Origin of the sequence: Puerhibacterium puerhi (assembly GCF_009846865.1) — a bacterium.
GTDB classification, from domain to species: Bacteria; Actinomycetota; Actinomycetes; order Actinomycetales; family Cellulomonadaceae; genus Puerhibacterium; species Puerhibacterium puerhi.
On record NZ_WUWN01000010.1, the window covers coordinates 87,113 to 106,920 of the forward strand.

General features: G+C 73.3%; 25 protein-coding genes and 1 tRNA gene. 6 read left to right on the forward strand and 20 right to left on the reverse strand.

Annotation, left to right across the window (positions count from 1 at the left end; genetic code table 11):
- Positions 1 to 86: 86 nt before the first annotated feature.
- The 8 genes from GSF02_RS07955 to GSF02_RS19100 all read right to left on the reverse strand — a co-directional run bounded on the left by GSF02_RS07955 (position 87) and on the right by GSF02_RS19100 (position 4,710).
- On the reverse strand, positions 87 to 1,358 hold the full coding sequence (locus GSF02_RS07955; protein WP_159794502.1) for a helix-turn-helix domain-containing protein: 1,272 nt from the start codon (positions 1,356 to 1,358) through the stop codon (positions 87 to 89).
- On the reverse strand, positions 1,358 to 2,740 hold the full coding sequence (locus GSF02_RS19010) for a ParB/RepB/Spo0J family partition protein (protein WP_159794504.1): 1,383 nt from the start codon (positions 2,738 to 2,740) through the stop codon (positions 1,358 to 1,360). Before GSF02_RS19010 ends, GSF02_RS07955 begins: the two co-directional genes overlap by 1 nt.
- The gene (locus GSF02_RS07965) at positions 2,737 to 3,093 is read right to left on the reverse strand and encodes a hypothetical protein (RefSeq protein ID WP_159794506.1); all 357 of its coding nucleotides are present in this window, start codon (positions 3,091 to 3,093) and stop codon (positions 2,737 to 2,739) included. The genes GSF02_RS19010 and GSF02_RS07965 overlap by 4 nt, the downstream gene beginning before the upstream one ends.
- A gap of 31 nt (positions 3,094 to 3,124) precedes the next feature.
- Positions 3,125 to 3,295, reverse strand: a complete 171-nt coding sequence (locus tag GSF02_RS07970) for a hypothetical protein (protein ID WP_159794508.1) — start codon at positions 3,293 to 3,295, stop codon at positions 3,125 to 3,127.
- Between the two features lie 3 nt (positions 3,296 to 3,298).
- Positions 3,299 to 3,670 (reverse strand): hypothetical protein, encoded by a 372-nt coding sequence (locus GSF02_RS07975; RefSeq protein WP_159794510.1) that lies wholly within the window; start codon positions 3,668 to 3,670, stop codon positions 3,299 to 3,301.
- Positions 3,667 to 3,855 carry a hypothetical protein gene (locus GSF02_RS07980; RefSeq protein WP_159794512.1) on the reverse strand — a complete coding sequence of 63 codons (189 nt, stop codon included), beginning with the start codon at positions 3,853 to 3,855 and terminating at the stop codon, positions 3,667 to 3,669. The genes GSF02_RS07975 and GSF02_RS07980 overlap by 4 nt, the downstream gene beginning before the upstream one ends.
- Positions 3,852 to 4,148: a hypothetical protein gene (locus GSF02_RS07985; RefSeq protein ID WP_159794514.1), complete on the reverse strand. Its 297-nt coding sequence runs from the start codon at positions 4,146 to 4,148 to the stop codon at positions 3,852 to 3,854. The genes GSF02_RS07980 and GSF02_RS07985 overlap by 4 nt, the downstream gene beginning before the upstream one ends.
- 70 nt (positions 4,149 to 4,218) lie before the next feature.
- Positions 4,219 to 4,710, reverse strand: a complete 492-nt coding sequence (locus GSF02_RS19100) for a helix-turn-helix domain-containing protein (protein ID WP_328799007.1) — start codon at positions 4,708 to 4,710, stop codon at positions 4,219 to 4,221.
- Here GSF02_RS19100 and GSF02_RS07995 point away from each other — a divergent pair.
- The 3 genes from GSF02_RS07995 to GSF02_RS08005 are packed head-to-tail and all read left to right on the forward strand — an operon-like array spanning position 4,595 to position 6,629.
- Positions 4,595 to 4,978, forward strand: a complete 384-nt coding sequence (locus GSF02_RS07995; protein WP_159794518.1) for a helix-turn-helix domain-containing protein — start codon at positions 4,595 to 4,597, stop codon at positions 4,976 to 4,978. The two genes, GSF02_RS19100 and GSF02_RS07995, sit on opposite strands and share 116 nt — an antisense overlap.
- Before the next feature lie 35 nt (positions 4,979 to 5,013).
- Positions 5,014 to 5,451 carry an ImmA/IrrE family metallo-endopeptidase gene (locus tag GSF02_RS08000; RefSeq protein ID WP_159794520.1) on the forward strand — a complete coding sequence of 146 codons (438 nt, stop codon included), beginning with the start codon at positions 5,014 to 5,016 and terminating at the stop codon, positions 5,449 to 5,451.
- Positions 5,451 to 6,629 carry a tyrosine-type recombinase/integrase gene (locus GSF02_RS08005; protein ID WP_159794522.1) on the forward strand — a complete coding sequence of 393 codons (1,179 nt, stop codon included), beginning with the start codon at positions 5,451 to 5,453 and terminating at the stop codon, positions 6,627 to 6,629. Before GSF02_RS08000 ends, GSF02_RS08005 begins: the two co-directional genes overlap by 1 nt.
- Positions 6,630 to 6,683: 54 nt before the next feature.
- Here the strand turns inward: GSF02_RS08005 and GSF02_RS08010 are convergent, their stop codons facing one another.
- The 10 genes from GSF02_RS08010 to GSF02_RS08055 all read right to left on the reverse strand — a co-directional run bounded on the left by GSF02_RS08010 (position 6,684) and on the right by GSF02_RS08055 (position 15,214).
- Positions 6,684 to 7,043 carry a DUF4190 domain-containing protein gene (locus tag GSF02_RS08010; RefSeq protein ID WP_159794524.1) on the reverse strand — a complete coding sequence of 120 codons (360 nt, stop codon included), beginning with the start codon at positions 7,041 to 7,043 and terminating at the stop codon, positions 6,684 to 6,686.
- Between the two features lie 191 nt (positions 7,044 to 7,234).
- The gene (locus GSF02_RS08015; RefSeq protein ID WP_159794526.1) at positions 7,235 to 7,450 is read right to left on the reverse strand and encodes a hypothetical protein; all 216 of its coding nucleotides are present in this window, start codon (positions 7,448 to 7,450) and stop codon (positions 7,235 to 7,237) included.
- Entirely contained in the window at positions 7,437 to 8,390 is a 954-nt protein-coding gene (locus GSF02_RS08020) for a hypothetical protein (RefSeq protein WP_159794528.1), read from the reverse strand. Before GSF02_RS08020 ends, GSF02_RS08015 begins: the two co-directional genes overlap by 14 nt.
- Before the next feature lie 231 nt (positions 8,391 to 8,621).
- Positions 8,622 to 8,694: transfer RNA gene (locus GSF02_RS08025), tRNA-Lys, on the reverse strand.
- Between the two features lie 213 nt (positions 8,695 to 8,907).
- Positions 8,908 to 9,900 carry an ROK family protein gene (locus GSF02_RS08030; RefSeq protein ID WP_159794530.1) on the reverse strand — a complete coding sequence of 331 codons (993 nt, stop codon included), beginning with the start codon at positions 9,898 to 9,900 and terminating at the stop codon, positions 8,908 to 8,910.
- Complete coding sequence (locus GSF02_RS08035; protein ID WP_159794532.1) at positions 9,897 to 10,934, reverse strand: Gfo/Idh/MocA family protein; 1,038 nt, start codon at positions 10,932 to 10,934, stop codon at positions 9,897 to 9,899. Before GSF02_RS08035 ends, GSF02_RS08030 begins: the two co-directional genes overlap by 4 nt.
- Positions 10,931 to 11,917 (reverse strand): Gfo/Idh/MocA family protein, encoded by a 987-nt coding sequence (locus tag GSF02_RS08040; RefSeq protein WP_201308844.1) that lies wholly within the window; start codon positions 11,915 to 11,917, stop codon positions 10,931 to 10,933. The genes GSF02_RS08035 and GSF02_RS08040 overlap by 4 nt, the downstream gene beginning before the upstream one ends.
- 48 nt (positions 11,918 to 11,965) lie before the next feature.
- Positions 11,966 to 13,288, reverse strand: coding sequence for an ABC transporter substrate-binding protein (locus GSF02_RS08045; protein ID WP_159794536.1), 1,323 nt, complete (start codon positions 13,286 to 13,288; stop codon positions 11,966 to 11,968).
- 71 nt (positions 13,289 to 13,359) lie between these two features.
- On the reverse strand, positions 13,360 to 14,259 hold the full coding sequence (locus GSF02_RS08050; protein WP_159794538.1) for a carbohydrate ABC transporter permease: 900 nt from the start codon (positions 14,257 to 14,259) through the stop codon (positions 13,360 to 13,362).
- Between the two features lie 7 nt (positions 14,260 to 14,266).
- Positions 14,267 to 15,214: a carbohydrate ABC transporter permease gene (locus GSF02_RS08055; protein ID WP_159794540.1), complete on the reverse strand. Its 948-nt coding sequence runs from the start codon at positions 15,212 to 15,214 to the stop codon at positions 14,267 to 14,269.
- A 151-nt stretch (positions 15,215 to 15,365) separates the two neighbouring features.
- Between GSF02_RS08055 and GSF02_RS08060 the strand changes: the two genes are divergently transcribed.
- Positions 15,366 to 16,550 carry an ROK family transcriptional regulator gene (locus GSF02_RS08060; RefSeq protein WP_159794542.1) on the forward strand — a complete coding sequence of 395 codons (1,185 nt, stop codon included), beginning with the start codon at positions 15,366 to 15,368 and terminating at the stop codon, positions 16,548 to 16,550.
- A gap of 94 nt (positions 16,551 to 16,644) precedes the next feature.
- Here GSF02_RS08060 and GSF02_RS08065 read toward each other — a convergent pair whose 3' ends face one another.
- Positions 16,645 to 16,947 carry a hypothetical protein gene (locus GSF02_RS08065; protein ID WP_159794544.1) on the reverse strand — a complete coding sequence of 101 codons (303 nt, stop codon included), beginning with the start codon at positions 16,945 to 16,947 and terminating at the stop codon, positions 16,645 to 16,647.
- Positions 16,948 to 17,223: 276 nt separating this feature from the next.
- Here GSF02_RS08065 and GSF02_RS08070 point away from each other — a divergent pair, with 276 nt between their 5' ends.
- Positions 17,224 to 17,508 carry an iron-sulfur cluster biosynthesis family protein gene (locus tag GSF02_RS08070; RefSeq protein WP_159794546.1) on the forward strand — a complete coding sequence of 95 codons (285 nt, stop codon included), beginning with the start codon at positions 17,224 to 17,226 and terminating at the stop codon, positions 17,506 to 17,508.
- A gap of 76 nt (positions 17,509 to 17,584) precedes the next feature.
- Here the strand turns inward: GSF02_RS08070 and GSF02_RS08075 are convergent, their stop codons facing one another.
- A complete protein-coding gene (locus GSF02_RS08075; RefSeq protein ID WP_159794548.1) occupies positions 17,585 to 18,352 on the reverse strand; it encodes a M50 family metallopeptidase in 768 nt (255 codons plus the stop codon).
- A gap of 227 nt (positions 18,353 to 18,579) precedes the next feature.
- Between GSF02_RS08075 and GSF02_RS08080 the strand changes: the two genes are divergently transcribed.
- On the forward strand, positions 18,580 to 19,808 hold a 1,229-nt coding region (locus GSF02_RS08080; protein WP_159794550.1), incomplete at its 3' end, for a DEAD/DEAH box helicase.

Consider the following 19,808-nt stretch of genomic DNA (forward strand, 5'->3'; position numbering starts at 1 on the left):
GCGGCCGACGAGTGGATTGACGCCGTACTCGAGCGACGCGAGTAGGTGGGCGCGGGCGTCGCGGTCGGTCTGTCGGCGGCCGGGGGTCATGCGGAGGCCTCTCTGGCGGGCTGGTGGATGCGCAGGTGGCTACCGAGCGCGTTGAGCGTGGCGGCGTGGCTGACCGCGGTGATGTCGAGGTGGCCGCAGACGGAGCACGTGGCCCGCCAGCGGTTGCCAGCGCGGCGCACGGAGCCGCGGGCGGCCGGCGGCGTCACGACGGGGCGGTCGGCGAGGTAGGCGTCGAGGACGTCCCAGCCGGGCAGCCCGGTCGTGGGGACGTCGATCCCGTTGGCGATCGCCCACTCGCGCAGCGTGCGAGCGGTCAGCCCAGCGTCCTCGATCGCCTGGCGCAGCTTCGCGAGCGTGGAGACGCCCGGGCGCGCCGATCCGTGGCCGGTGACGCTGGCCGGCGGCCGCGCCTCGATGCCGTTGGTCCGCATGACGCGGCGCACGACCTGGTAGGTCAGCTGCAGCCTCTCGGCGACCTCGGTCTGGCTGAGGCCTTCGTCGACGTACAGGCGCCGGATCGCGGCGACGACGCGGGGGTCGTCGGCGATCTTGTTCCGGCCGCCGGAGTGCGTGGAGCGGTCGTCGCGCATCACGACGCCCGGCGTGGCCTTGAGCAGGTCGCGCGCCGTGCGGGTGGAGTGCCCACGCTTCCGGGCGATCTGCGGGATCGTCATGCGGTCCTCCGTGTACTCCCGGACGATGGCCGCGGCGTCCGGCTTCGGCCTCGACGCCGCGCGCGGCCGCGGGGCTGCCTGCGGGGCCGGCCGCGTGGCAGGCCGGGGCGTGGGCGCGGACCGGCGGCGCGGCTTGGCGGTGGGCGCCGGCGCGCTCGGCAGCCGGGGCGTCGGCTTCGGGGTGGTGCCCGCAGGGCGCGGGTGCGCGGCCGTGGCCGCGCCCTCGACCTCAACGGCACCGGGCGCGCCAACACCCGTCGGGGTGCCGGAGGGAGCGCCCGCGCCCTGCGGGGTCTGGTCAGCCGCGAGCGCCGCGGGGGCGTCCTCGGGCTGGGTCTCGGTCTCGTCGACGGGCGCGGCGTCACCGGCGGCGAGGAGGTCGTCGAGCTCGTCGCGCCGCGGCGGGGTGGTGAACGCGAGCTCGGTGTAGGTCGGGTCCGTGTGCGGCGCGAAGCGGTCGACCTCCTCCTCGCGCTCGGTGCGGGGGCCGAACGGGGAGCGGTCCCGCCAGTTGGTCTTGGCCTCCATGCGGGCGCGGACGGCCTCGCGCGACTCGCGAGGCTCGCGGGGGAGGTCGATCGGGTCGCCGTAGTGCAGCGGTCCGCCGGCGGCGGTGATCCCCTGGGAGCGCATCACTTCCTCCCCTCTCGGGAGAGGTAGTCGTCGAGCCAGGTCTGCTCGACGTCGGCGAGCGTGTAGCCCCACGCCTGCAGCTGCTGCAGGTGCAGCACGCCGGCGGGCGTGTAGCCGCCGTAGCTGTAGGCGCGGCTGCGCCAGAACTCGCGGTGCAGGTTCGACTCGCCGATCGCGGCCGCGAGCGCCAGGAGGTAGCGGTGGGCGTTCTTGGTGCCCTGCGGGGCGACGTTGACGCCGTCGGGCATGAGGTCGTGGAGGGCGTCGGTGGCCTGCATGCCGGCCTGGGTGCGGTGCTCGGCGAGCATGCGGGCGGCGTAGGTGACGGCGTCGGTGGGCGGGGTGGCGCGCTGCAGCAGGTCGCGGATGAAGGTGCGACGGACGACGATCGCGGCGTCGGCGGCCTTGTTGTTCGCGATGACGCGGCGGCGCTCGGCGGCCTTGTCGTCGGGCTTGGGGCCCGAGGTGGCCGTGGCGGTGTTGCGCGCGTACCGGTTGAAGTGGCCGTGCGTCTTCCAGTCGCCGCAGTAGGCCGTCTCGCTGAGCACGGGCTCGTGCAGGCCGCCCATGGAGTGCACGACCACGAAGTGCCCGGGGCACTTGAGCTGGTGCGCGGTCGGGTCGATCGCGGGCGCGGTGCCGGAGGCGTTCGGGGTGTCGGTGAGGAGGTCGAGCGCCGACCGGTTGGGGTAGTCGGTCACGTCGTCGACGACGGTCACGCCCTGGGCGCGCAGCTCGGCGACGCGGGCGGCGACGGCGTCGCGCTCGGCCTTGTCGCGTCGCGCGCGCTCGAGCTCGTGGTCGATGACCTCGGGTCGGGTCAGCGCGACGTCGGTGAGCCGCTCGACGGTGTCCTGGTCGCCGTCGAACGCGGCGATCTTGGCGGCGGTCACGAGGTCGACCTCGCGCTCGGCGACCACCGCGCGCGTCTCCTCAGAGGCGTCTGCGAGCGCGAGCGCGGCCTGGACCTCCTCCTTGGGCCGGGCGGTGCGCTTGGCGATCTGCGCCGGCGAGAGCCCGAAGAGCGACAGCTGCTTGACGGCGGCGGCGTCGTCGGCCGTGGTGATGCCGGCGCGGTGGTGGTTCTCGGCGAGCTGCTCGACGATGCGGTCGGCCTCGTCGGCGATGTCCTCGACGAGCACGACGGGCACCTCGGGCAGGCCGGCCTCGAGCGCGGCGAGGGTGCGGCGCTGCCCGGTGACGACCTGCAGCTGGCCGAGGGCGTCGTACTTCACCTCGATCGGCTGGCGCACGCCGCGCTGTGCGATGTCGCGCTTGAACGCCGTGTCGAGCACGACCGTCTGGCGGACGTTCTCGGCCAGCACGAGGGCGCGCGGGTCGACGCGGGTCGGCGCGGCGACGTGCGGCGTGGCGGCGTTCACTCGGCACCGCCCGGGAGGCGGTGGACGCGGGTCCAGTGCAGCGCGTTGATCGTCTCGAGCTTCACGATGCGGCCGTCACCGTCGAGCGGCCCGTAGAGGGACAGGCTGCCGTCGTGCACCTTCCAGTGCGCGACGTTCTCGACGTCGTAGAACGGCTGGCCCGGCTCGCCGGTACGGATGCGCACGGTGAACGTCTCGGGCGTGAAAGCCCGCCCGGGCGCCGGGGTGTCCTCCCGCATCGGCAGGCCGACGACCGGCACCGCGGTCATGCGGGCGACGTCGGCAGGGGTCGGGACGCGGGGCGTCGTGGGCGTCTCATCGCCATCGACGAGGGACAGGTGCGTGTCGGTCATCGCGTTCTCCACGGGGTAGGGCGGTGCGGGGTCAGTCGTCGTTGCCGGCGGCAAGCGCCTGCCAGTCCACGGGCGGAGCGGGGATGCGGATCAGGCGGTCGACGGCGGCGGCTTGGGCTCTTCGGCAGGTGGGGCAGGCGAGGTAGCCCCCGCGGGTCTGCTCGCCGGGCCGCCAGCCGTGGCCGCAGTCGTCGGCCGTCACGGGTCAGCCGCTCTCGGGGCGGTACGGGGCGGGCGTGCGGCGGTAGATCCGGACGCGCGCGCCCTTGGCCGTCCGTCCGGTGGAGGGCTCGTAGGCGGCCTGTCGGCGGCCGCGGACGATGTCCGTCACCGGCTCGATGAGGCCGGCGGCCACGGCGCGGTCGAACAGCCGGGATCGGGCCGAGGTGGGCACGAACGCCTCGTCGAGCTGGCGGCGGATCAGGTTCACGGAGAACTCCGTGCCGGGCCGCACGGCGCCGACGGCGGCCATGAACGCGGCCACCTGCGCGTCAGTGCAGGCGGTGCCGGCGTAGCGGCGGGCGCGGACTCCGGCCGCCGTCGCGGCGGGCATCGAGGGCAGGTCGGTGACGGTCATCGGCTCTTCTCTTGCTCGACACGGATGGCGCGGGCGCGCAGGAAGAGCACGAGCACGACCAGCAGCAGGACGATCGCCCACCCGGTGCCACCGGACAGCGGCGGGGCAGACAGAGCGAGGAAGCCAGCGCAAGCGCCCAACACGAGAGCGACGACAACGAGGAGCGCGGACGCGAGGCGCTTCATCGGGCACGTCCACGGGCAGCGGTGATCGGGACGACGGTGGCATTCGTCTGGTGCGGGCACTCGGCGCCGCGGACCCAAGCTGCGGCGCAGCGGCGCTCGACGAGCCAGCGGCCACGCTTGACGCGCTGGTGGCCGTGCAGGTCGCCGGCGCGGATGGCGTCGCGGACGGTCTCGGGGTGGCGGCGGAACTCGGCACCCACCTCTGCGGGCGTCAGCGGCTCGCGCGCCCATGCCTCCATGGGGGCGGGCGCGGCATCGGCTGCAGCCGGTGCGTGCATCAGAGCGGTGCTCACGGCTAGGCTTCCTCTCGGTGTAGGGAGCCCCGGCGGTCTGGCAGGACCGATGCCGGGGCTTTCTGCTGCTTCAGGCCGCGGCGTCGTCGTCGACGCGCCGCCGAGGAGCGGTCGGCCCGCGCTCCATGGCAGCCTCGGCCCGGGCCAGGAGCTCCGAGGCAGTGAGGCCGAGGCCCGCCGCGATCTGGCTGAGCGTCTCCGTCGACATCGCCCGGAGCCCGCGGGTCCAGCGCGACAGCGATGCGCGGTCGAGCCGGCTGCGAGAGGCGAGAGCGACCCCTGTCAGGCCCTGGCACTCCATCTCCCGCCGGATCTCCCCGGCGAGCGCCCCGGTGATCCCCCCTGGGCCATTTGGCACATCAACCATGGGTGAAAGCATGTGGGCCAAATGGCACAGTGTCAAGCGCATCTGGTCATCGGCTGGGCCATATGGCAATGTGTGCCGTATGGCACGGACCCCGAAGCAGCTAGGCCCCCACGACGAGCAGGTGGCCGAGATCCTGCGCGAGCGCTTCGCCGAAGCTGGCATCACGCAGGTCGAGCTCGAGGCGCGCTCCGGCATCTCGCGGAAGCGGCTCGGCAAGATCTTCAACGCCGAGGCTCCGCCGGCCACCGTCGGCGAGATCTACCAGATGAGCGAGGTGCTGGACTTGCGCGTGTCCGACGTCGTGCGGTGGGCCGAGGAGCGCGTCGCCGCGAGCTCTGCTGCGCCGCCGGAGGCGCCGCTGGTAACGCTCGACGGCGAGGTCGTCGACCCTGAGGACTACACGCTCGCGGCCATGGACCGCGACGCCGACGACGAGGTCGAGGCTCGCCAGGTCGAGCCGTAGCAGGGGAGCACGTGGGGGGAGAAGGCAGGGTGCAGATGACGATGGACGAACTGATCGCCCACGCGGAGTCGTTGGGGATGAAGGTGAAGTGGGCGGACTTGAACCGGCGCGCTGGTGAGGTGCGCCGCAGCGGCTTGACCCTGATCAACCACCGCAAGTCCGAGACGACCCAGCGCATCGCGCTCGCCCACGAGATCGGGCACTGGGTGCACGGACACGGGTACTCCGCCATGCACGACGTGCCGCGCGACGAGCTGCAGGCCGACACCCACGCCGCGCACCTGCTCATCTCGCCCGTCGACTACGCGCTAGCCGAGCGCATGCACGAGGGCCACCTCGGCGCGATCGCGCGCGAGCTCGACGTCGACACCCGCATCGTGCAGGTCTGGCGCGACCACGTGCTGCGCCGCGCCGCCGCGAGCGCAGGGATGGCCGCCGTGCGCTCGGCGCGGCACCTGCGAGCCGTGGGCTGATGGCCTGGGTTCGGCAGTCGTCGTCCGGGAAGTGGATGGCGAAGTACCGCGACGCCGACGGGCGCGAGCGCACAGCGCCCGGCAGCCCGTTCACGCACAAGAAGGCGGCCGAGCGCGCGGCCGCGGCCGCCGAGAGGGACGCACGCTCGCTCGGCTGGCGCGATCCCGAGGCAGCCGGGCGGACGTGGGGCGAGTGGTGCGACGAGTGGTGGCCGACCCGGCGGCGCGCCGCGTCGACGATGGCGACCGACGCAGGCCGCATCGAGAAGATCCTCAGACCGCGCTGGGGCGACGTTCGGCTGGTCGACATCACCCGTCAGGAGGTCAAGGCCTGGGCCGCCGAGCTGGCCGCCTATACCGACGCCGACGGCGTTGAGCGCACCCGCGCCGCGGCCACCGTCAAGGCGATCGTCAACCTGCTGTCGGTCTCCCTGGCCGCCGCGGTGGACGCCGAGATCCTGCCGACCAACCCCGCCATGCGGCTGGCGCTGCCCGGCACACCGCCGGGCGCCGAGCGCTACCTCACGCGCGAGGAGTTCGACGCGATCTGCGAGCACCTGGACGGGCCCTACCTCGCGATGACCCTGCTGCTGGTCGGCACCGGCCTGCGCTGGGGCGAGGCCGCCGGGCTGCACCGCGCCCGCGTCGACGCCCGCCGCGGCGTCGTCCACGTCATCGAGGCGTGGTCGGACAAGGGCCGGCACATGAAGCCCTACCCGAAGGGCCGGCGCAAGCGGCAGGTCCCGATCCCCGAGTGGGTCGACCTGTCCGCACTCGAGCAGCCGGCGCGCGGCCGCACCTGCGGCTACCGGCACGTCGAGGGCGCCTGCGTCGGGCCGCTGCTGATCACCATGCCCAGCGGCGCCCAGGTCGAGTACGCGCAGTACGCCAAGGCGTTTCGCCGCGCCCTCGCGCTGGCCGACGTCGGCCACGCCCGGGTGCACGACCTGCGGCACACCTACGCCTCGTGGCTGCTGCAGTCCGGTCGGGTCTCGCTGGCCGAGGTCGGCAAGCTGCTCGGCCACGTCTCGCCGCTGACGACCCAGCGCTACGCCCACCTCGACGAGCTCGAGGCCGACAAGGTGCTCGCCGCCCTCGGGCCGGCGCCCGTGGCCGCCGGCGGCACCAGCCCGATCGACGAGCTCGCCGCTCGCCGCGCCCGCCGCCAGGCTCGATAACGCAGACAGCCCCGCTGGCCGGAGGGCCGACGGGGCTGCCTGCGGATGGGCGGTTTAGAAGACCCTGACCATGATCATCCCGATGGTCATGAAGGCGGCGAGGCCGGTTGCGACCCACCCGAGCGCGATGGCCGCAATGGCCATACCTCGGCCGCCCGCGGCACGTCCTTCCGCGTGCTCCTGTCCGATCTGCCGCCGGCCGACGTGTCCGCACACAACCGCCGTGACGCTGATCAGCAGCCCAATGATGGGAAGGATGAACAGGAGCATCCCGAGGATGCCGGCGACCAGGCCGATCACGGACAACGTGTTGATGGGCGGCTTCACCGCGTAGACCGGCACGTACTGGACCGGCACGTACTGGACCTGCGGGGGCGGCTGGTGCGGGGGCTGGTGCGGCGGCTCGGCAGTCACGACCGACAGTATGCGGGTGGACCTTCGCTACGGTCGGCGTCCCGAGCGGGTGAAAGCGGCAGCCCGAGGCGATGGGGCAGCGTGCCCGTCGACGCGGTCACCAGTGCCCGGAGCCGGGAGCGCTGGCGCCATCCGTGAGTGCTGCGACAACGGCCCTCCCGCTTCGGCGGAAGGGCCGTCGTCGTACTGGGCTATCTCGACGATCGGTTGAGCGCGCGCCAAAGCTTGATCTCGAACGTGCCGTCGCGAATCGACCAGACGATAAGCGGGAGCACAGCAGCAAGGACGAGCAGTAGCGCTGGATTGGACCCCCGTGCGACCGCCGCGACGATCACGACTACGGCGGCGATCCCGAACATGAGCGCGAGCGCGTCGACCGCAAGAAGCGCGCGGTTAGTCTGGCGCACCCGACTGCTGGCCTTCCTCCGCATCATTCGCACCCCGTCGCGTCCTGACGACCTTGGTCAGCGTCCAGTCGATCTTGTTTCGGCCCTCGCGTTCGAACGTCTCCTCGACGAGCGTCACGCGGAAGATGTCGTTCTTCCCGTACTGGGTTCCGCGCTCGACGCTCGCGAGGAACTCCTCATCAGCGATCGTAGCCTTCTTGGTTCGGCCAAGGGCAGCCACCTGCCACTGGGTCGGGTCGCTGAAGTTGATCGCCTTGAGCTGCGCCTCGATGTCCGGGTGGACGTCCTTGTTGGGCTCCTTCTCGGGCTCCGTAGCCGCGGCCGCGTAGTAGTCCCGCTTCTCCGCCCGAACGTCGGTGGGCGTCGCCAGGACGGCTCGAGAGTCGGCGTCGCGGTCGGCGACGCGCACCTCCATGAAGGAGGCGTCCTCGGACATCGGGGCCTGGAGCTGCGCCATGGCCTTGCGGGTGCGCCGCGAGGGCGTGTTGATCAGCTTCCAGACCTCCTCCGACACCTCCTCCGGCCCTTCCCCCGGCCACGTGATCAGGTAGTTGCCGGTGTCGAGCCGCTCGACGCTCTCAGGCTTCTTCCGCAGGCGCTTGATCGCGGTGCCGATGACAGCCTTCACGGCGTACCCGGCGCCGCCGAGGATGGCAGTCGCGCCGGGGACCGACCAAGTCGGGTTATCGACGGCCCACTGCAGCACGGCCTCGACCGTGACCGAGCCCTCCTTGATCGGCCGCACCCGGACCTCCGGAGGCGGGCCGTCACCGAAGACACCCGCCTTGGCAGAGTCGGACACGAGCGTCGTGAGCCCCTGCAACACCTCCGCCAGGTCCCTGGCATTGATGTCGTGGTACTCGCCCTGCTCGTCGCCGAAGCGCAGTTGGATCATGTCCCGATCCATCTCGTGGACCTCAGGCTGATCCAGCTCGTCCATCCCCATCCCCCTTGGTGGTCGTCATCGCGGGCACCCGTTGCGGCGCCGGAACTCGGCGAGACGGTACCAAGCCCGGCGACCAGGCCTGTTGCCCCGGGCGCACCTGCCCCGGGTGAAAGAGCCGCTGGCGCGGCCCTCCTCACCACCCATGCGGCCGGCCGCTGCTGCGCAACTGCTGCGCAAGTCGGGTCAAGAACCCCAAGAGCCGACCAAGTCCGCAGGTCAGGACGGTGGGCCCCGTGGGGATCGAACCCACAACCCGCGGATTAAAAGTCCGCTGCTCTGCCAATTGAGCTAGAGGCCCGGGGGCACGCACGAACGAGACCGGCGGTCCTCGCGGCCAGGAGCGGATGGCCTGGTCAGATGACCCGTACGTGTCGCCGAGGTCAGGCTACTCGGTCGAGCTCGCCGGACCGTAACCCCGGGGGCAGGCGCTCAGGGTCACCACGCGTCGCCTGCACCGCGGCGGCAGTGCATGCGCGCCTCCGGCGACGTCAGGGCTAGGCGGAGCTGAAGGTCAGGCCCCGGCTGCCGCCACCTGGGCGACCGCGGCGGCGCCGAGCGGGGCCACGGGCGGGCTCGCGGGCAGCAGCACGACCCGGCCGGCCACGGCCATCGACCGCAGGAACGGCGAGTGCGCGGCACGGCTGTCGAGCGCCGCGCACACCCCGTCGCGAAAGGGCTCCCCGAGGGCCGACAGCCCGCCCCCCAGCACGATGACCGCCGGGTCGTAGGCCGTGGCGACCGCCTGGGCGGCGAGCCCGACCGCGTCGACGAACCGGGTCCAGACCTCGATCGCCCGCGGGCGGCCGGCACGGACCGCGGCCAGCAGGTCGACGGCGGGGTGCCCGGACGCCACGGGCCAGTCCCGGCTCAGCGCCATCCCCGAGGCGACGGTCTCCAGGCAGCCGCGCTGGCCGCACGGGCACGGCCTGGCCGTCGGGTGGGCCGGGAGATGGCCGAGCTCGCCGGCGAACCCGTTCGCGCCGCGGACCACCCGTCCCTCGTGCACCAGCCCGGCGGCGATGCCCGTCCCCACGTTGAGGAGCGCGAGGCTGTCCGTCTCGCCGACGACGCGTGCCGCGCCGAGCGCGGCCGCGTTGACGTCGTTCTCCACCACGACCGGGACCCCGACGCCTCGTGCGACGAGGGGCCCGAGCGCGACGTCGTCGAGGCCGAGGTTCACCGCCGCGCGGACGCGGCCGGTCCGCCGGTCGACGAGACCCGGGACCCCGAGTCCCACGGCGACGACGCCCCGGGACGACAGGGCGTCCGACGCCCCCTGCGCGTCCTCACGTGCGACCCCGGGTGCGACGGCGGCTGCCGCCGCGACGATGTCGCGGACGACCGCCTCGGCGCCGCGCCTCGTCGGCATCCGGTGCTCGGCGAGCACGACGTCGTCCGGGCCGACGGCCACGGCGTGCACCGTGGTCCCACCGACGTCGACGCCGATGCGCACGCTGCCGCGACCGGTGGCCGCCGCCGTCTCGCTGAGGGAGCCGACGCTCATCCCGCGGTGACCGCCATGCTCCCCGCGGTCTCGACGTCGACGGCCCGGCACTCGCGCAGCGAGCGGTAGGCCGCCTCGACGATCGCCGTCGTCCGGACGCCGACCCGGCCGCCCGGCTGCGGGCGCGTGCCGTCGCGGACGGCGTCGAGGAAGGCCGACAGCATGAGGTCGTCGAGGTTCGGGCCGTACCCGAGCCACAGCTCCGTGGCGTCGGTCTCCGACCACCCCGAGACGCGCGGCGCGAACGGGTCGACGTCCACGAGCCCCGCGTCCGAGACCACCGACATCGTCAGGCCGCCCCAGACCGAGTGGCTCGCCGGCCGCGACCAGCTGCAGTCGATCGTGAGGTTCGTGCCGTCGGCGTACGTCACCGTGACGATGCCCGCCGTCTCGACCTCGAGGCTCGGGTGCAGCAGCCGGTTCGCCGTCGCGTGGACCCGCACGGCGGGGACGCCGCCGAGCAGCGCGTCCGCCAGGTCGGCGAGGTGCACGGTGTGGTCGGTGACGGCGCCGCCGCCCGCGAGGGCCGGGTCGGTGAACCAGGCGCGTGCGGCCGGGACCTGCCCGTTGTTCGTCCCCGACAGCGCGTGGATGCGACCCAGGGCGCCCGCCGCGTGCTGCTCGCGCAGGTCGACGAACACCGGGGAGAACCTGACCGGGAACGCGACCATCAGCGGCACCCCGGCCGCCGCGCACGCCGCCTCCATCGCCTCGGCGTCGGCGACGGAGGTGGCCAGCGGCTTCTCGCACAGGACGGCCGCCCCGGCCGCCGCGGCGGCCTCCACGTGCGCCCGGTGCCGCACGTTCTCGGAGCACACCACGACGGCGTCGGGGCCCCAGGCGAGCAGCTCGTCGTAGGAGTCGACGTACGCCACGCCCAGCTCTGCGGCGAGCGCGGCACCGCCCGACTCGCCCGCCGGCCGCTCCCCGGCGTCGGGGTCGGACGTCAGCACCTCGACGTCGGTCCTGGCGGCGAGGAGGCGGGCGTAGCTGCTCGCGTGCGTGTGCGCGAACGACATCAGGGCGACCTTCATCGGGCATCCTCCAGGGAGACGGCGTCGTCGACGACGAGTGACTGCAGCGCGGCCTGTGCGATGCGGACGGCCTCCAGGCCGTCCTGGGCGGTGACGCGGGGCGTCGGGCCGCCGCGGGTGGCGGCGAGGAACTCCCGCAGCTCGGTGAGGTACGGGCTCTCGCCCATCGCGACCTTCGGCGCGTACCCGTCCCGGTCCGGGGTGGAGCCGCCGTTGGTCCAGGTGACCGGGTTGTCCGCCGAGTCGTGCCGGAGCAGGCCCCCGGTGCCGGCGACCTCGAAGCGCGTGCGGAAGGCGACCGGGCCGGCCGACCACACGCCTCCGACGCTGCTGATGCTGCCTGACCGGTGGGTGAGGACCACGTTCGCCGCGACCGTGCCGGACCCCTCGGCACCGGAGCGGACCGCGCGGACCGAGGCGACCGGCCCGGCGTTCCACCGGGCGAAGTCGAGGTCGTGGATCATCAGGTCCATCACGATGCCGCCGGAGAGGCCCTCGTCGCGGAACCAGCCGGGCCCCGGCGCGGTGCCGTGGCGGTCGTACCGCTGGACCGCGAGGTCTCCGAGCCTGCCGCGTGCCACGGCGTCGTGCATCACGCTGTACTCGGGGAAGAAGCGCACCACGTGCGCCGGGTGCAGGGCGACGCCGGCCCGCCGGCACGCCTCGATCATGGCCTCGGTGTCCTCCACCGTCCGCGCCAGCGGCTTCTCGCACACGACGTCCTTGCCGGCCGCGGCGGCTGCCTCGACCAGGGCACGGTGGGTGTGGGTGGGCGTGCACACGTCGACGAGGTCGGACCTGGACAGCAGCTCGTCGAGCGAGCCGACCACCTCCCCCCTGCCGTGGCGGGCGACGAGCTCGTCGGCGCCCTCGAGGCTGTGCACCAGCACGTCGACCCCGAGCCGTAGCCAGCTCGCGATGTGCATGGTGGCGATACCGCCGGCGCCGAGCATTCCGACTGTCGTCATCGGGACGTTCCTCATCTCTGGGTCTGCAGCTGGGTGGACGGGGCCGGGAGGTGCGCGGCGGGGTCACTGCTCGTGGTCGAGCGACTCCTGCGCCTTGGACGCCGCCGCCGTGAGCGCCTCCTGCGGGGTCACCCGCCCGAGCAGCGCCTTCTCGATCTCGGTGGACAGGGCGGCGCTGATCCCGCTGTAGGCGAGGATCGAGGGCCGGGCCTTGGCGTACTCGAGCTGGTCGACGAAGACCTGCATGCGCGGGTCCTCGGCGATGAACTCCTGGAACGTCTCCGTCTGCGCCGTGTCCACGTTGGTCGGCAGGTACCCGGAGGCGATGTCCCACTCGGCCTGGACCTCGGGGGAGAGCATGAACTGGAGGAACTCCCAGGCGCCGGCCTCCTCCTCCTCGCTGCCGTCGAGGATGTAGGAGTTGTTCGTCCCGGTGTTCATCGCGGGGACCTCGATCGTCGGGAACGGGGCCACGCCCACGTTCTCGGCGCCGAGCGCCTCGTCGATCTTCGGGAGGTTGTAGGCACCGGTGATGATCATGCCGACCTGGCCGCTGGTCAGGCTGGCGATGCCCTGACCGTCGGCGTCCGTCTGCAGGCTCGACGGGTAGGCCACCCCGGACGCCACCAGGTCGGTCCAGGTCATGAGCGCCGTCACGCCCTCCGGGGAGTCGAACGCGACCTCGGTGCCGTCCGGGCTGAGGAGCTCGCCGCCGGCGCTCCACAGCATGGCCTGCCAGGTGAAGACCGGCCACTCACCGGTGCCGATCGGCAGGTAGATGCCGTAGCGCCCGTCCGTGGTGAGCTTCTTTGCGGCTGACGCCACCTCGTCCCAGGTGGTCGGCACCCCGACCCCGGCGTCGGCGAGCATCTGCTTGTTGTAGACGAGCGCGTAGTCCCCGGCCTCGGACGGCAGCGAGTAGACGGTTCCGTCGAACGTGCCGGTCGCGAGCATGTTCTCCGTGAACGTCTCGCGGGTGACCTCCGACCCGGCGTCGTCGAGCAGGGGGTCCAGCGGCACGACCTTCCCGGTCTCGATGATCTGCGGCAGCATCTGCGGCGTCGAGTCCCCGTACTGCAGGTTCGGCCCCTGGCCGTTCTCCACGGCGTTGAGGAGCTTCGCGGTGAGCTTGTCGCCCGTGCCGGAGTACTGCCACTCGACGACGTACTCGTCCTGCGACTCGTTGAACCGCTGCACGAGCTCGTCGAGCTTGGTGGCCGTCTCGCCGGTGACGCCGGACCAGACGAGGATCGACGTGGCGCCGGTGCCCCCGGCGTCGGCGTCGTCCTGCCCGATGGCGCCGCTCGAGCAGGCCGCGAGCGCGAGCACGGCGGCGGCCGCCGCGACGGTGCGGGGCGTGGTGCGGGAGATGCGGTGGGTGCGCATGGGCGTCCCTTCCTGGTGCCGTGGAGTTGCGGGGGTGGTGGTGCGGGCCGGGTGCGCCGGCGAGGAGAGCCTCATCGCAGGCCTCCGGACAGAGCGGTGACGATCTGTCGCTGGAACAGCAGGAACACGACGAACACGGGCAGGATCGCGAGCGCCGACCCGGCCATGAGCAGGTTGAAGCTCGTCCCGTGGGTCGACTGGAGCTGTGACAGGCCCACCGGGAGCGTGAAGAACTCCGTGCGCGTCACGACCAGGAACTGGAAGAAGAAGTTGTTCCAGTTGTAGACGAACGACAGGATCGCGAAGCTGCCGATCATCGGCGCCGCCATGGGGGCGATGACCGACCAGAAGCGCCGCCAGACGCCGGCGCCGTCCAGGCGGCTGGCGTCCTCGATCTCGGTGGGGAAGCCCTCGAAGAACTGGCGGAACAGGAAGGCCCCGAGGATCGAGGGGATGTTCGGGACGATCAGCCCCTGGAAGGTGTTGAGCCATCCGAGCGAGGCGAGGAGGCTGATGAGCGGGGTGAAGACCACCTCGAACGGCACGAGGAGCGCCGCCAGCAGGACCACGAACAGCACGTTGCGCCCGGGGAACCGGAGCCGGGCGAACGCGTACCCCGCCGCGAGGCTGGTCAGGACCTGGCCCGCCGTGGTGGCCACGGTGACGAGGATGCTGTTGCGGTAGTACAGCTGGAAGGGGACCGCGTCGAAGAGGCGGACGTAGTTGTCGAACCGCCACTCCCGCGGCAGGAACGTGGGCGGGTAGGCGAGGGCCTCGGCCGGCGACTTGACGCTCGCGAGGAACATCCAGACGAACGGGCCGAAGGCCGCGACCGACGCGACGATCAGGACGGCGTGCCGCAGGAACGTCGGCAGCGCGCGCCGCAGGCGCCGGGACGCCGGCTGGCGCCGGCCGGGGCCACGGCCGGCGGAGGTGCTCGCGACGGTCGATGCTTCCAGGGTCGTGGTCATCGGTGCCTCAGCTCAGCTCGACGGTGTCGCGGCGGGAGATGACGGTCAGCTGCAGGACCGACGCGAGGATCCCGAAGACGAGCAGGAGGACGGCAGCGGCGCTCGCCGGTCCGCCGTTGAACAGCACGAACCCCTGCTCGTAGATCCAGTACAGGACCGTCTCGGTGGACCCCAGCGGCCCTCCGCCGGTCAGGACGTACACCTGCGTGAAGACCTGCAGCGCCCCGATGACGCCGGTGATGGCGAGGAACCCCGACGTCGGCGCGACGAGCGGCAGGGAGATCGAGAGGAACCGGCGTACCGGGCCCGCCCCGTCGAGCGTCGCGGCCTCGTGGTAGCTCTCGGGCACGTTGGTGAGCGCGGCGGAGTAGATGATCATCGTGTACCCCACGAGCTGCCACGTGGAGAAGACGACGACGGAGACCATCGCCCACGGCTCGGTGGTCAGGAAGGCGATCGGGCGGACGCCCAGCAGGCCCAGCCCCTGGTTGACCAGGCCGCCGAGCGGGGTCAGCAGGAAGCTGAAGATCAGCGCGCTGCCCACGATCGGGGCGATGTACGGCGTGAAGATCAGCGTCCGGTAGAGCCCTCGGCCGCGGAAGGGCCGGGCGAGGAGCGCGGCGAAGACGAGCCCCAGACCCATCGAGCAGGGCACGACCGTCACGACGTAGACCAGGGTGTTGAGCACCGCCCGCCGGAACTCCGGGTCCGTCAGGACGTGGGTGAAGTTCTCCAGGCCGACGGACTCGGTCACCCGGCCGGTGCCCGGGTTCCAGTCCGAGAACGAGAAGACGACGGTCTGGGCGAGGGGCCACAGGTAGAACACCGCGAGCAGCAGCGTGGTGGGGGCGACGAAGACGTAGCCCGCTCGGCCCTCCCTGCGTCGGTGCAGGTCGGCCGTGCCGTCGCGGCTGGCGGCCCTGCGCCGGGGCGGTGACGCGTGCAGTTCGCTCAAGGCTGCTCCTTTGCGTTCCGTTGTTCGCACCTCCAGGGAGCGTACGAACAGCGAAGACCTTGCGTGGTTTCGTGGACGTTACAGTTCGAATTCCGAATAAAGCAAGCCGAAACTCAGACGAACTTCGACGAAGATTGGGTACGGTGGGCCTGTGAAGCAGCGAGTCGACGCGCCTGCGTCGCCCGGGGCGATCTTCAACCTCGTCCGCCAGGGCATCGACACCCGGGGGGCGATCGCTCGCGCCACGGGCCTCGCGGCGTCGACCGTGTCGCAGCGCGTGGAGACGCTCCTGCAGGAGGGCTTCCTCGAGGAACGCTCGGGCGCGGCCCCGACCGGCGGTCGGCGCGCGCGCGAGCTGCGGGTCCGCGGCGACGCCGGCGTGGTCGCCGCGGCGACGCTGGGCGCGAACCACGCTCGCGTCCTGCTGGCCAACCTCTCCGGTGTGCCGCTGTCCGACGCCGAGGCGGCGCTCGACGTCGCGGCCGGCCCCGAGGCCGTCGTCGCGGAGGTCTGGACGCGGATCCGCGACGCGCTGACCGCCGTGGGCAAGGCCCCGGACGACCTGCGCGGGATCGCCCTCGGCCTCCCCGCGCCGGTCGACTCGCGCACGGGCTCGGTGGCGTCGTCGGTCCAGCTGCCCGGGTGGGACCTGGTCGCGGTGTACGAGCTGCTGGGGGCCCACACCCAGGTGCCCGCACTCGTCGAGAACGACGCCAACCTCCTCGCCGTCGCGGAGGCATCCCTCGCCGACCGGGGGGCTCAGCACCTCCTCGCGGTGAAGATCGGCAGCCGGATCGGCTCGGGGTTCATCTCGGGGGGAACCCTGCACCAGGGCGCCAGCGGCGCCGCCGGCGAGATCAGCCACACGCCCACGAGCCTCACCTCGTTGATCCCGTGCTCCTGCGGCACGGAGAACTGCCTCGAGTCGGTCGCGAGCGGTTCGGCCATCGCGGCGCGGCTCCGGGCCGAGGGCCGGGACGTCCGCGGGACCGCCGACCTCCTGGAGCTGGCGAGCGCGGGCGACTACGAGGTCATCAGCGCGCTGCGCGACGCCGGCCGGCTCGTCGGCGAGGTGCTCGCGGAGATCGTCAACTTCCTGAACCCGCACGCCGTCGTCTTCGGCGGGGCGCTCTCGGCGGCGGCACCGTTCGTCGCTGCCGTCCGCGGCACCCTCTTCCAGCGCTGCCTGCCCGTCGTCACCGCAGTCCTCGACGTCCGGGTCGGCCGGGCCGGGAGGTCCGCCGAGGCGCTCGGCGGGGTGAAGCTGGTCCTCGAGCGCACCTTCACCCCCGAGGCGGTGGACCAGGCGATCGCGCGACGGCGCTCGCGCGCATAGCGAGCGGCCCCTCGATGCCGCCAGGCCCTCGATGCCGCCAGGCCCACGTCGCCTGGCCGACGAGAGGGCAGGTCGGCGCCACCGGTCCTGCGGCTCAGGGGCGGGGGTCCCGCCGCGACCAGGGCTTCTCGTCGCGCCGGGCGCCCGTGCCGGCGGCGCACCGGCGGCACACCGAGGTGACGCGGTCGGCGTGGCCGCCCGTCGCGGGTTGCACGTCGGCCCAGGAGATGTGGGGGAAGCGCCGCAGACCCTCGCGCGCCAGCGCGAGACCGCACACCGTCTGGTTGGTGCCGGGCAGCCAGGCGTGCACGTCGCCGGCCGGCGCCCGCACGTGGTCGTCGGGGTCGGTCCACTCGCCCGTGGCGGCGACCGAGGCGTTCTTCACGCGGTGCGGCACGGCGTCCCCTCCTGGTCCCGGCCGCGGCGGGTCCGCGGCCGTCGGTCCAGCATCACCCGCCACCGCAGGGCAGGCACCGCAGGGCCGGCACCGCAGGGCCGGCACGCGGTCGTCCCGGCCGGGCGGTGGCGGACCCTATGCCCGCGCCGCGGCGCGCGTCACACGGAGTCTCGTCATGCGGGAGATTCGCGGGAATTCGCGTCTCAACCTTGCGTCGCACCGGGTGCGTTGATTCGGTGGAACGTGCCCGCAAGAACCGGAGAGAAGGAGCTCAGCGTGCTCACCGTCACCGACAACGCCCGCGAGGTCGTGCAGGATCTGGCCCAGCAGGCGGGCGTGCCCGCCGAGGGCGGCCTCCGCATCGCGCAGTCCGCCGGCCAGCCCGGCAACTTCGAGCTCGCGCTCGTGCCGTCCCCGCAGCCTGAGGACCAGGTGGTCGACGAGGCCGGCAGCACCCACGTCTTCGTCGAGAAGGAGGCAGCCACGGCGCTGGACTCCCTGACGCTCGACACCGACCCGGGCGCCTCGGGCCCCGGGTTCGTGCTCACGCCGCAGGCCTGACGGCCACACGGCGCCCGACGGCGGGCCGTCCCTCCCGGGGGCGGCCCGCCGTCGTCGTCTCCGGACCGCCGGCCGCTCAGGCCGCCGGCCCCACGATCCACCAGGCGCCCAGCACCAGGGCGCCCACGGTGACCAGCAGGAACATCGCCACCCAGAACAGCCCGGGCAGCCGCGTGAGCCGCGCGAGCTGGTCGGCGTCCGACTGCCGCGCCTGGCCGCGGGCCCGCTGCGACTGCAGCTCCAGCACGGGCCGCACGGAACCCATCAGCAGGAACCACGTCACCGTGTAGGCGACAGTCGCCTGGGCGGCCGGCTCCAGCCACCAGGAGACCGCCACCAGCGCGACGCCGGCCACCAGCACCGACCACAGCCCGAAGAGGTTGCGGATCTTCAGCAGCAGCAGCGCCAGCAGCGCCACGAGCAGCCACAGCAACCCGACGGCGTAGCCCGCGTGCAGCAGCCCCGCCGCGCCGAGGCCCACCAGCCCCGGCCCGACGTACCCCGCGAACGACGTCACCACCATCCCGAGCCCGCGCGGCCGCCCGGCCGAGATGGTCAGGCCGGAGGTGTCCGAGTGCAGGCGGATGCCGTCGAGCCGCCGCCCGGTCAGGGTGGCCGCCAGGGCGTGAGCGCCCTCGTGCGCGATCGTGACCACGTGCCGCGCCGTGCGCCACACCGGCGTCACCAGCACGACGGCGAGCGCGGCCAGCCCCGCGGCGAGCACCACGGCCTGCGACGGCGCCGCCACGGGCGTCGTCGCGACCGTCCAGATCTGCTGGAGCACGTCGCCGGCGGCGGTCAGGAACCCCGAGAACGAGGCGGGGGAGTCGTCCACGGCGGCCATGCAACCACAGCCGCCGGGGGCTCGGCGGCGGGCCGCGGGGAGGTCCCGTGCAGGGTCGCGCGCACCGGCATGAGAGACTGGGGGCAATCCTGGCTGCGCGGCGATCCGCCGCGCGCCGCGCGTCGTGGTGAACCTCCTTCGCGACGCACCACCACCGCCGCGGCAGCCCCGCGCTCGACGCAGACCGTCGACGAGGCGTGCGCCGCGCCCTGCCTGAGAGTTGCTCCTTGACCACCTTCGCCGATCTCGGCCTGCCCGCGCCCGTCGTCACCTCGCTGACCGACCGCGGCATCACCACCCCGTTCCCCATCCAGGCGGCGTCGCTGCCCGACTCGCTGGCCGGCAAGGACGTGCTCGGCCGCGGCCGCACCGGCTCCGGCAAGACGCTCGCGTTCGCGCTGCCCGTCGTCACCCGCCTCGCCGGCGGGCGCCGCAGCGCCGCGCGCCGCCCCCGCGCCCTCGTCCTGGCGCCCACCCGCGAGCTCGCCTCGCAGATCGACGCGACGACCGCGCCGCTGGCCCAGGCCCTCGGCCTGCGCACCACCACGGTGTTCGGCGGCGTCTCGCAGAACAAGCAGGTCGCGGCGCTCGACGCCGGCGTCGACGTGCTCATCGCGTGCCCCGGCCGCCTCGAGGACCTGCTCAACCAGAAGCTGCTGAGCCTCGACGACGTCGAGATCACCGTGCTCGACGAGGCCGACCACATGGCCGACCTCGGCTTCCTGCCCGGCGTCAAGCGCATCATGGACCGCACCCCGGCCCGCGGCCAGCGCCTGCTGTTCAGCGCCACGCTGGACAACGGCGTCGACGTGCTGGTCAAGCGGTACCTGCACGCCCCGGTCACGCACTCGGTCGACGAGGCCGCCGCGCCGCCGCCGAAGATGACCCACCACATCCTCGCCGTGGCCGACGCCGCGGTGAAGCGCGACGTGGTGCACCAGCTCGCCGCCGGCACCGGCCGCCGCGTGCTGTTCACGCGCACCAAGCACCAGGCCAAGAAGCTCGCCAAGCAGCTCACCGCCGCCGGCGTGCCGGCGGTCGACCTGCACGGCAACCTCGGCCAGGGCGCGCGCGAGCGCAACCTCGCGGCGTTCTCCTCCGGCGAGGTGAAGGTGCTCGTGGCCACCGACATCGCGGCGCGCGGCATCCACGTCGACGACGTGGAGCTCGTGGTGCACGTCGACCCGCCGGCGGAGCACAAGGCCTACCTGCACCGCTCCGGGCGCACCGCCCGCGCCGGGTCCGGCGGCGACGTCGTCACCCTGATGCTCCCCGAGCAGCGCGGCGACGTGAAGGACCTGACCCGCAAGGCGAAGATCGACGCGCGCCCGCGCGACGTCGTGGCCGGCGACGCCGTCGTGACGGCGCTCGTGGGCGAGGTCGCGGCGTTCGTGCCGCCGGCGCCGCCGGCGCCCGCGCCGCAGCCGGGCGGCCGGTCGCAGGGCGGCCGGTCCCG

Coding starts and splice junctions, on each gene's coding strand:
- GSF02_RS08030 (WP_159794530.1), bottom strand. CDS start 9,900: ATGAGCGTCGGCTCCCTCAGCGAGACGGCGGCGGCCACCGGTCGCGGC.
- GSF02_RS08040 (WP_201308844.1), bottom strand. CDS start 11,917: ATGAGGAACGTCCCGATGACGACAGTCGGAATGCTCGGCGCCGGCGGT.
- GSF02_RS08035 (WP_159794532.1), bottom strand. CDS start 10,934: ATGAAGGTCGCCCTGATGTCGTTCGCGCACACGCACGCGAGCAGCTAC.
- GSF02_RS07975 (WP_159794510.1), bottom strand. CDS start 3,670: ATGACCGTCACCGACCTGCCCTCGATGCCCGCCGCGACGGCGGCCGGA.
- GSF02_RS19100 (WP_328799007.1), bottom strand. CDS start 4,710: ATGCCGGAGCGCGCCTCGAGCTCGACCTGCGTGATGCCAGCTTCGGCG.
- GSF02_RS08045 (WP_159794536.1), bottom strand. CDS start 13,288: ATGCGCACCCACCGCATCTCCCGCACCACGCCCCGCACCGTCGCGGCG.
- GSF02_RS08075 (WP_159794548.1), bottom strand. CDS start 18,352: ATGGCCGCCGTGGACGACTCCCCCGCCTCGTTCTCGGGGTTCCTGACC.
- GSF02_RS07965 (WP_159794506.1), bottom strand. CDS start 3,093: ATGACCGACACGCACCTGTCCCTCGTCGATGGCGATGAGACGCCCACG.
- GSF02_RS08020 (WP_159794528.1), bottom strand. CDS start 8,390: ATGGACGAGCTGGATCAGCCTGAGGTCCACGAGATGGATCGGGACATG.
- GSF02_RS07955 (WP_159794502.1), bottom strand. CDS start 1,358: ATGCGCTCCCAGGGGATCACCGCCGCCGGCGGACCGCTGCACTACGGC.
- GSF02_RS07995 (WP_159794518.1), top strand. CDS start 4,595: ATGGCACGGACCCCGAAGCAGCTAGGCCCCCACGACGAGCAGGTGGCC.
- GSF02_RS08000 (WP_159794520.1), top strand. CDS start 5,014: ATGACGATGGACGAACTGATCGCCCACGCGGAGTCGTTGGGGATGAAG.
- GSF02_RS08050 (WP_159794538.1), bottom strand. CDS start 14,259: ATGACCACGACCCTGGAAGCATCGACCGTCGCGAGCACCTCCGCCGGC.
- GSF02_RS08005 (WP_159794522.1), top strand. CDS start 5,451: ATGGCCTGGGTTCGGCAGTCGTCGTCCGGGAAGTGGATGGCGAAGTAC.
- GSF02_RS07980 (WP_159794512.1), bottom strand. CDS start 3,855: ATGAAGCGCCTCGCGTCCGCGCTCCTCGTTGTCGTCGCTCTCGTGTTG.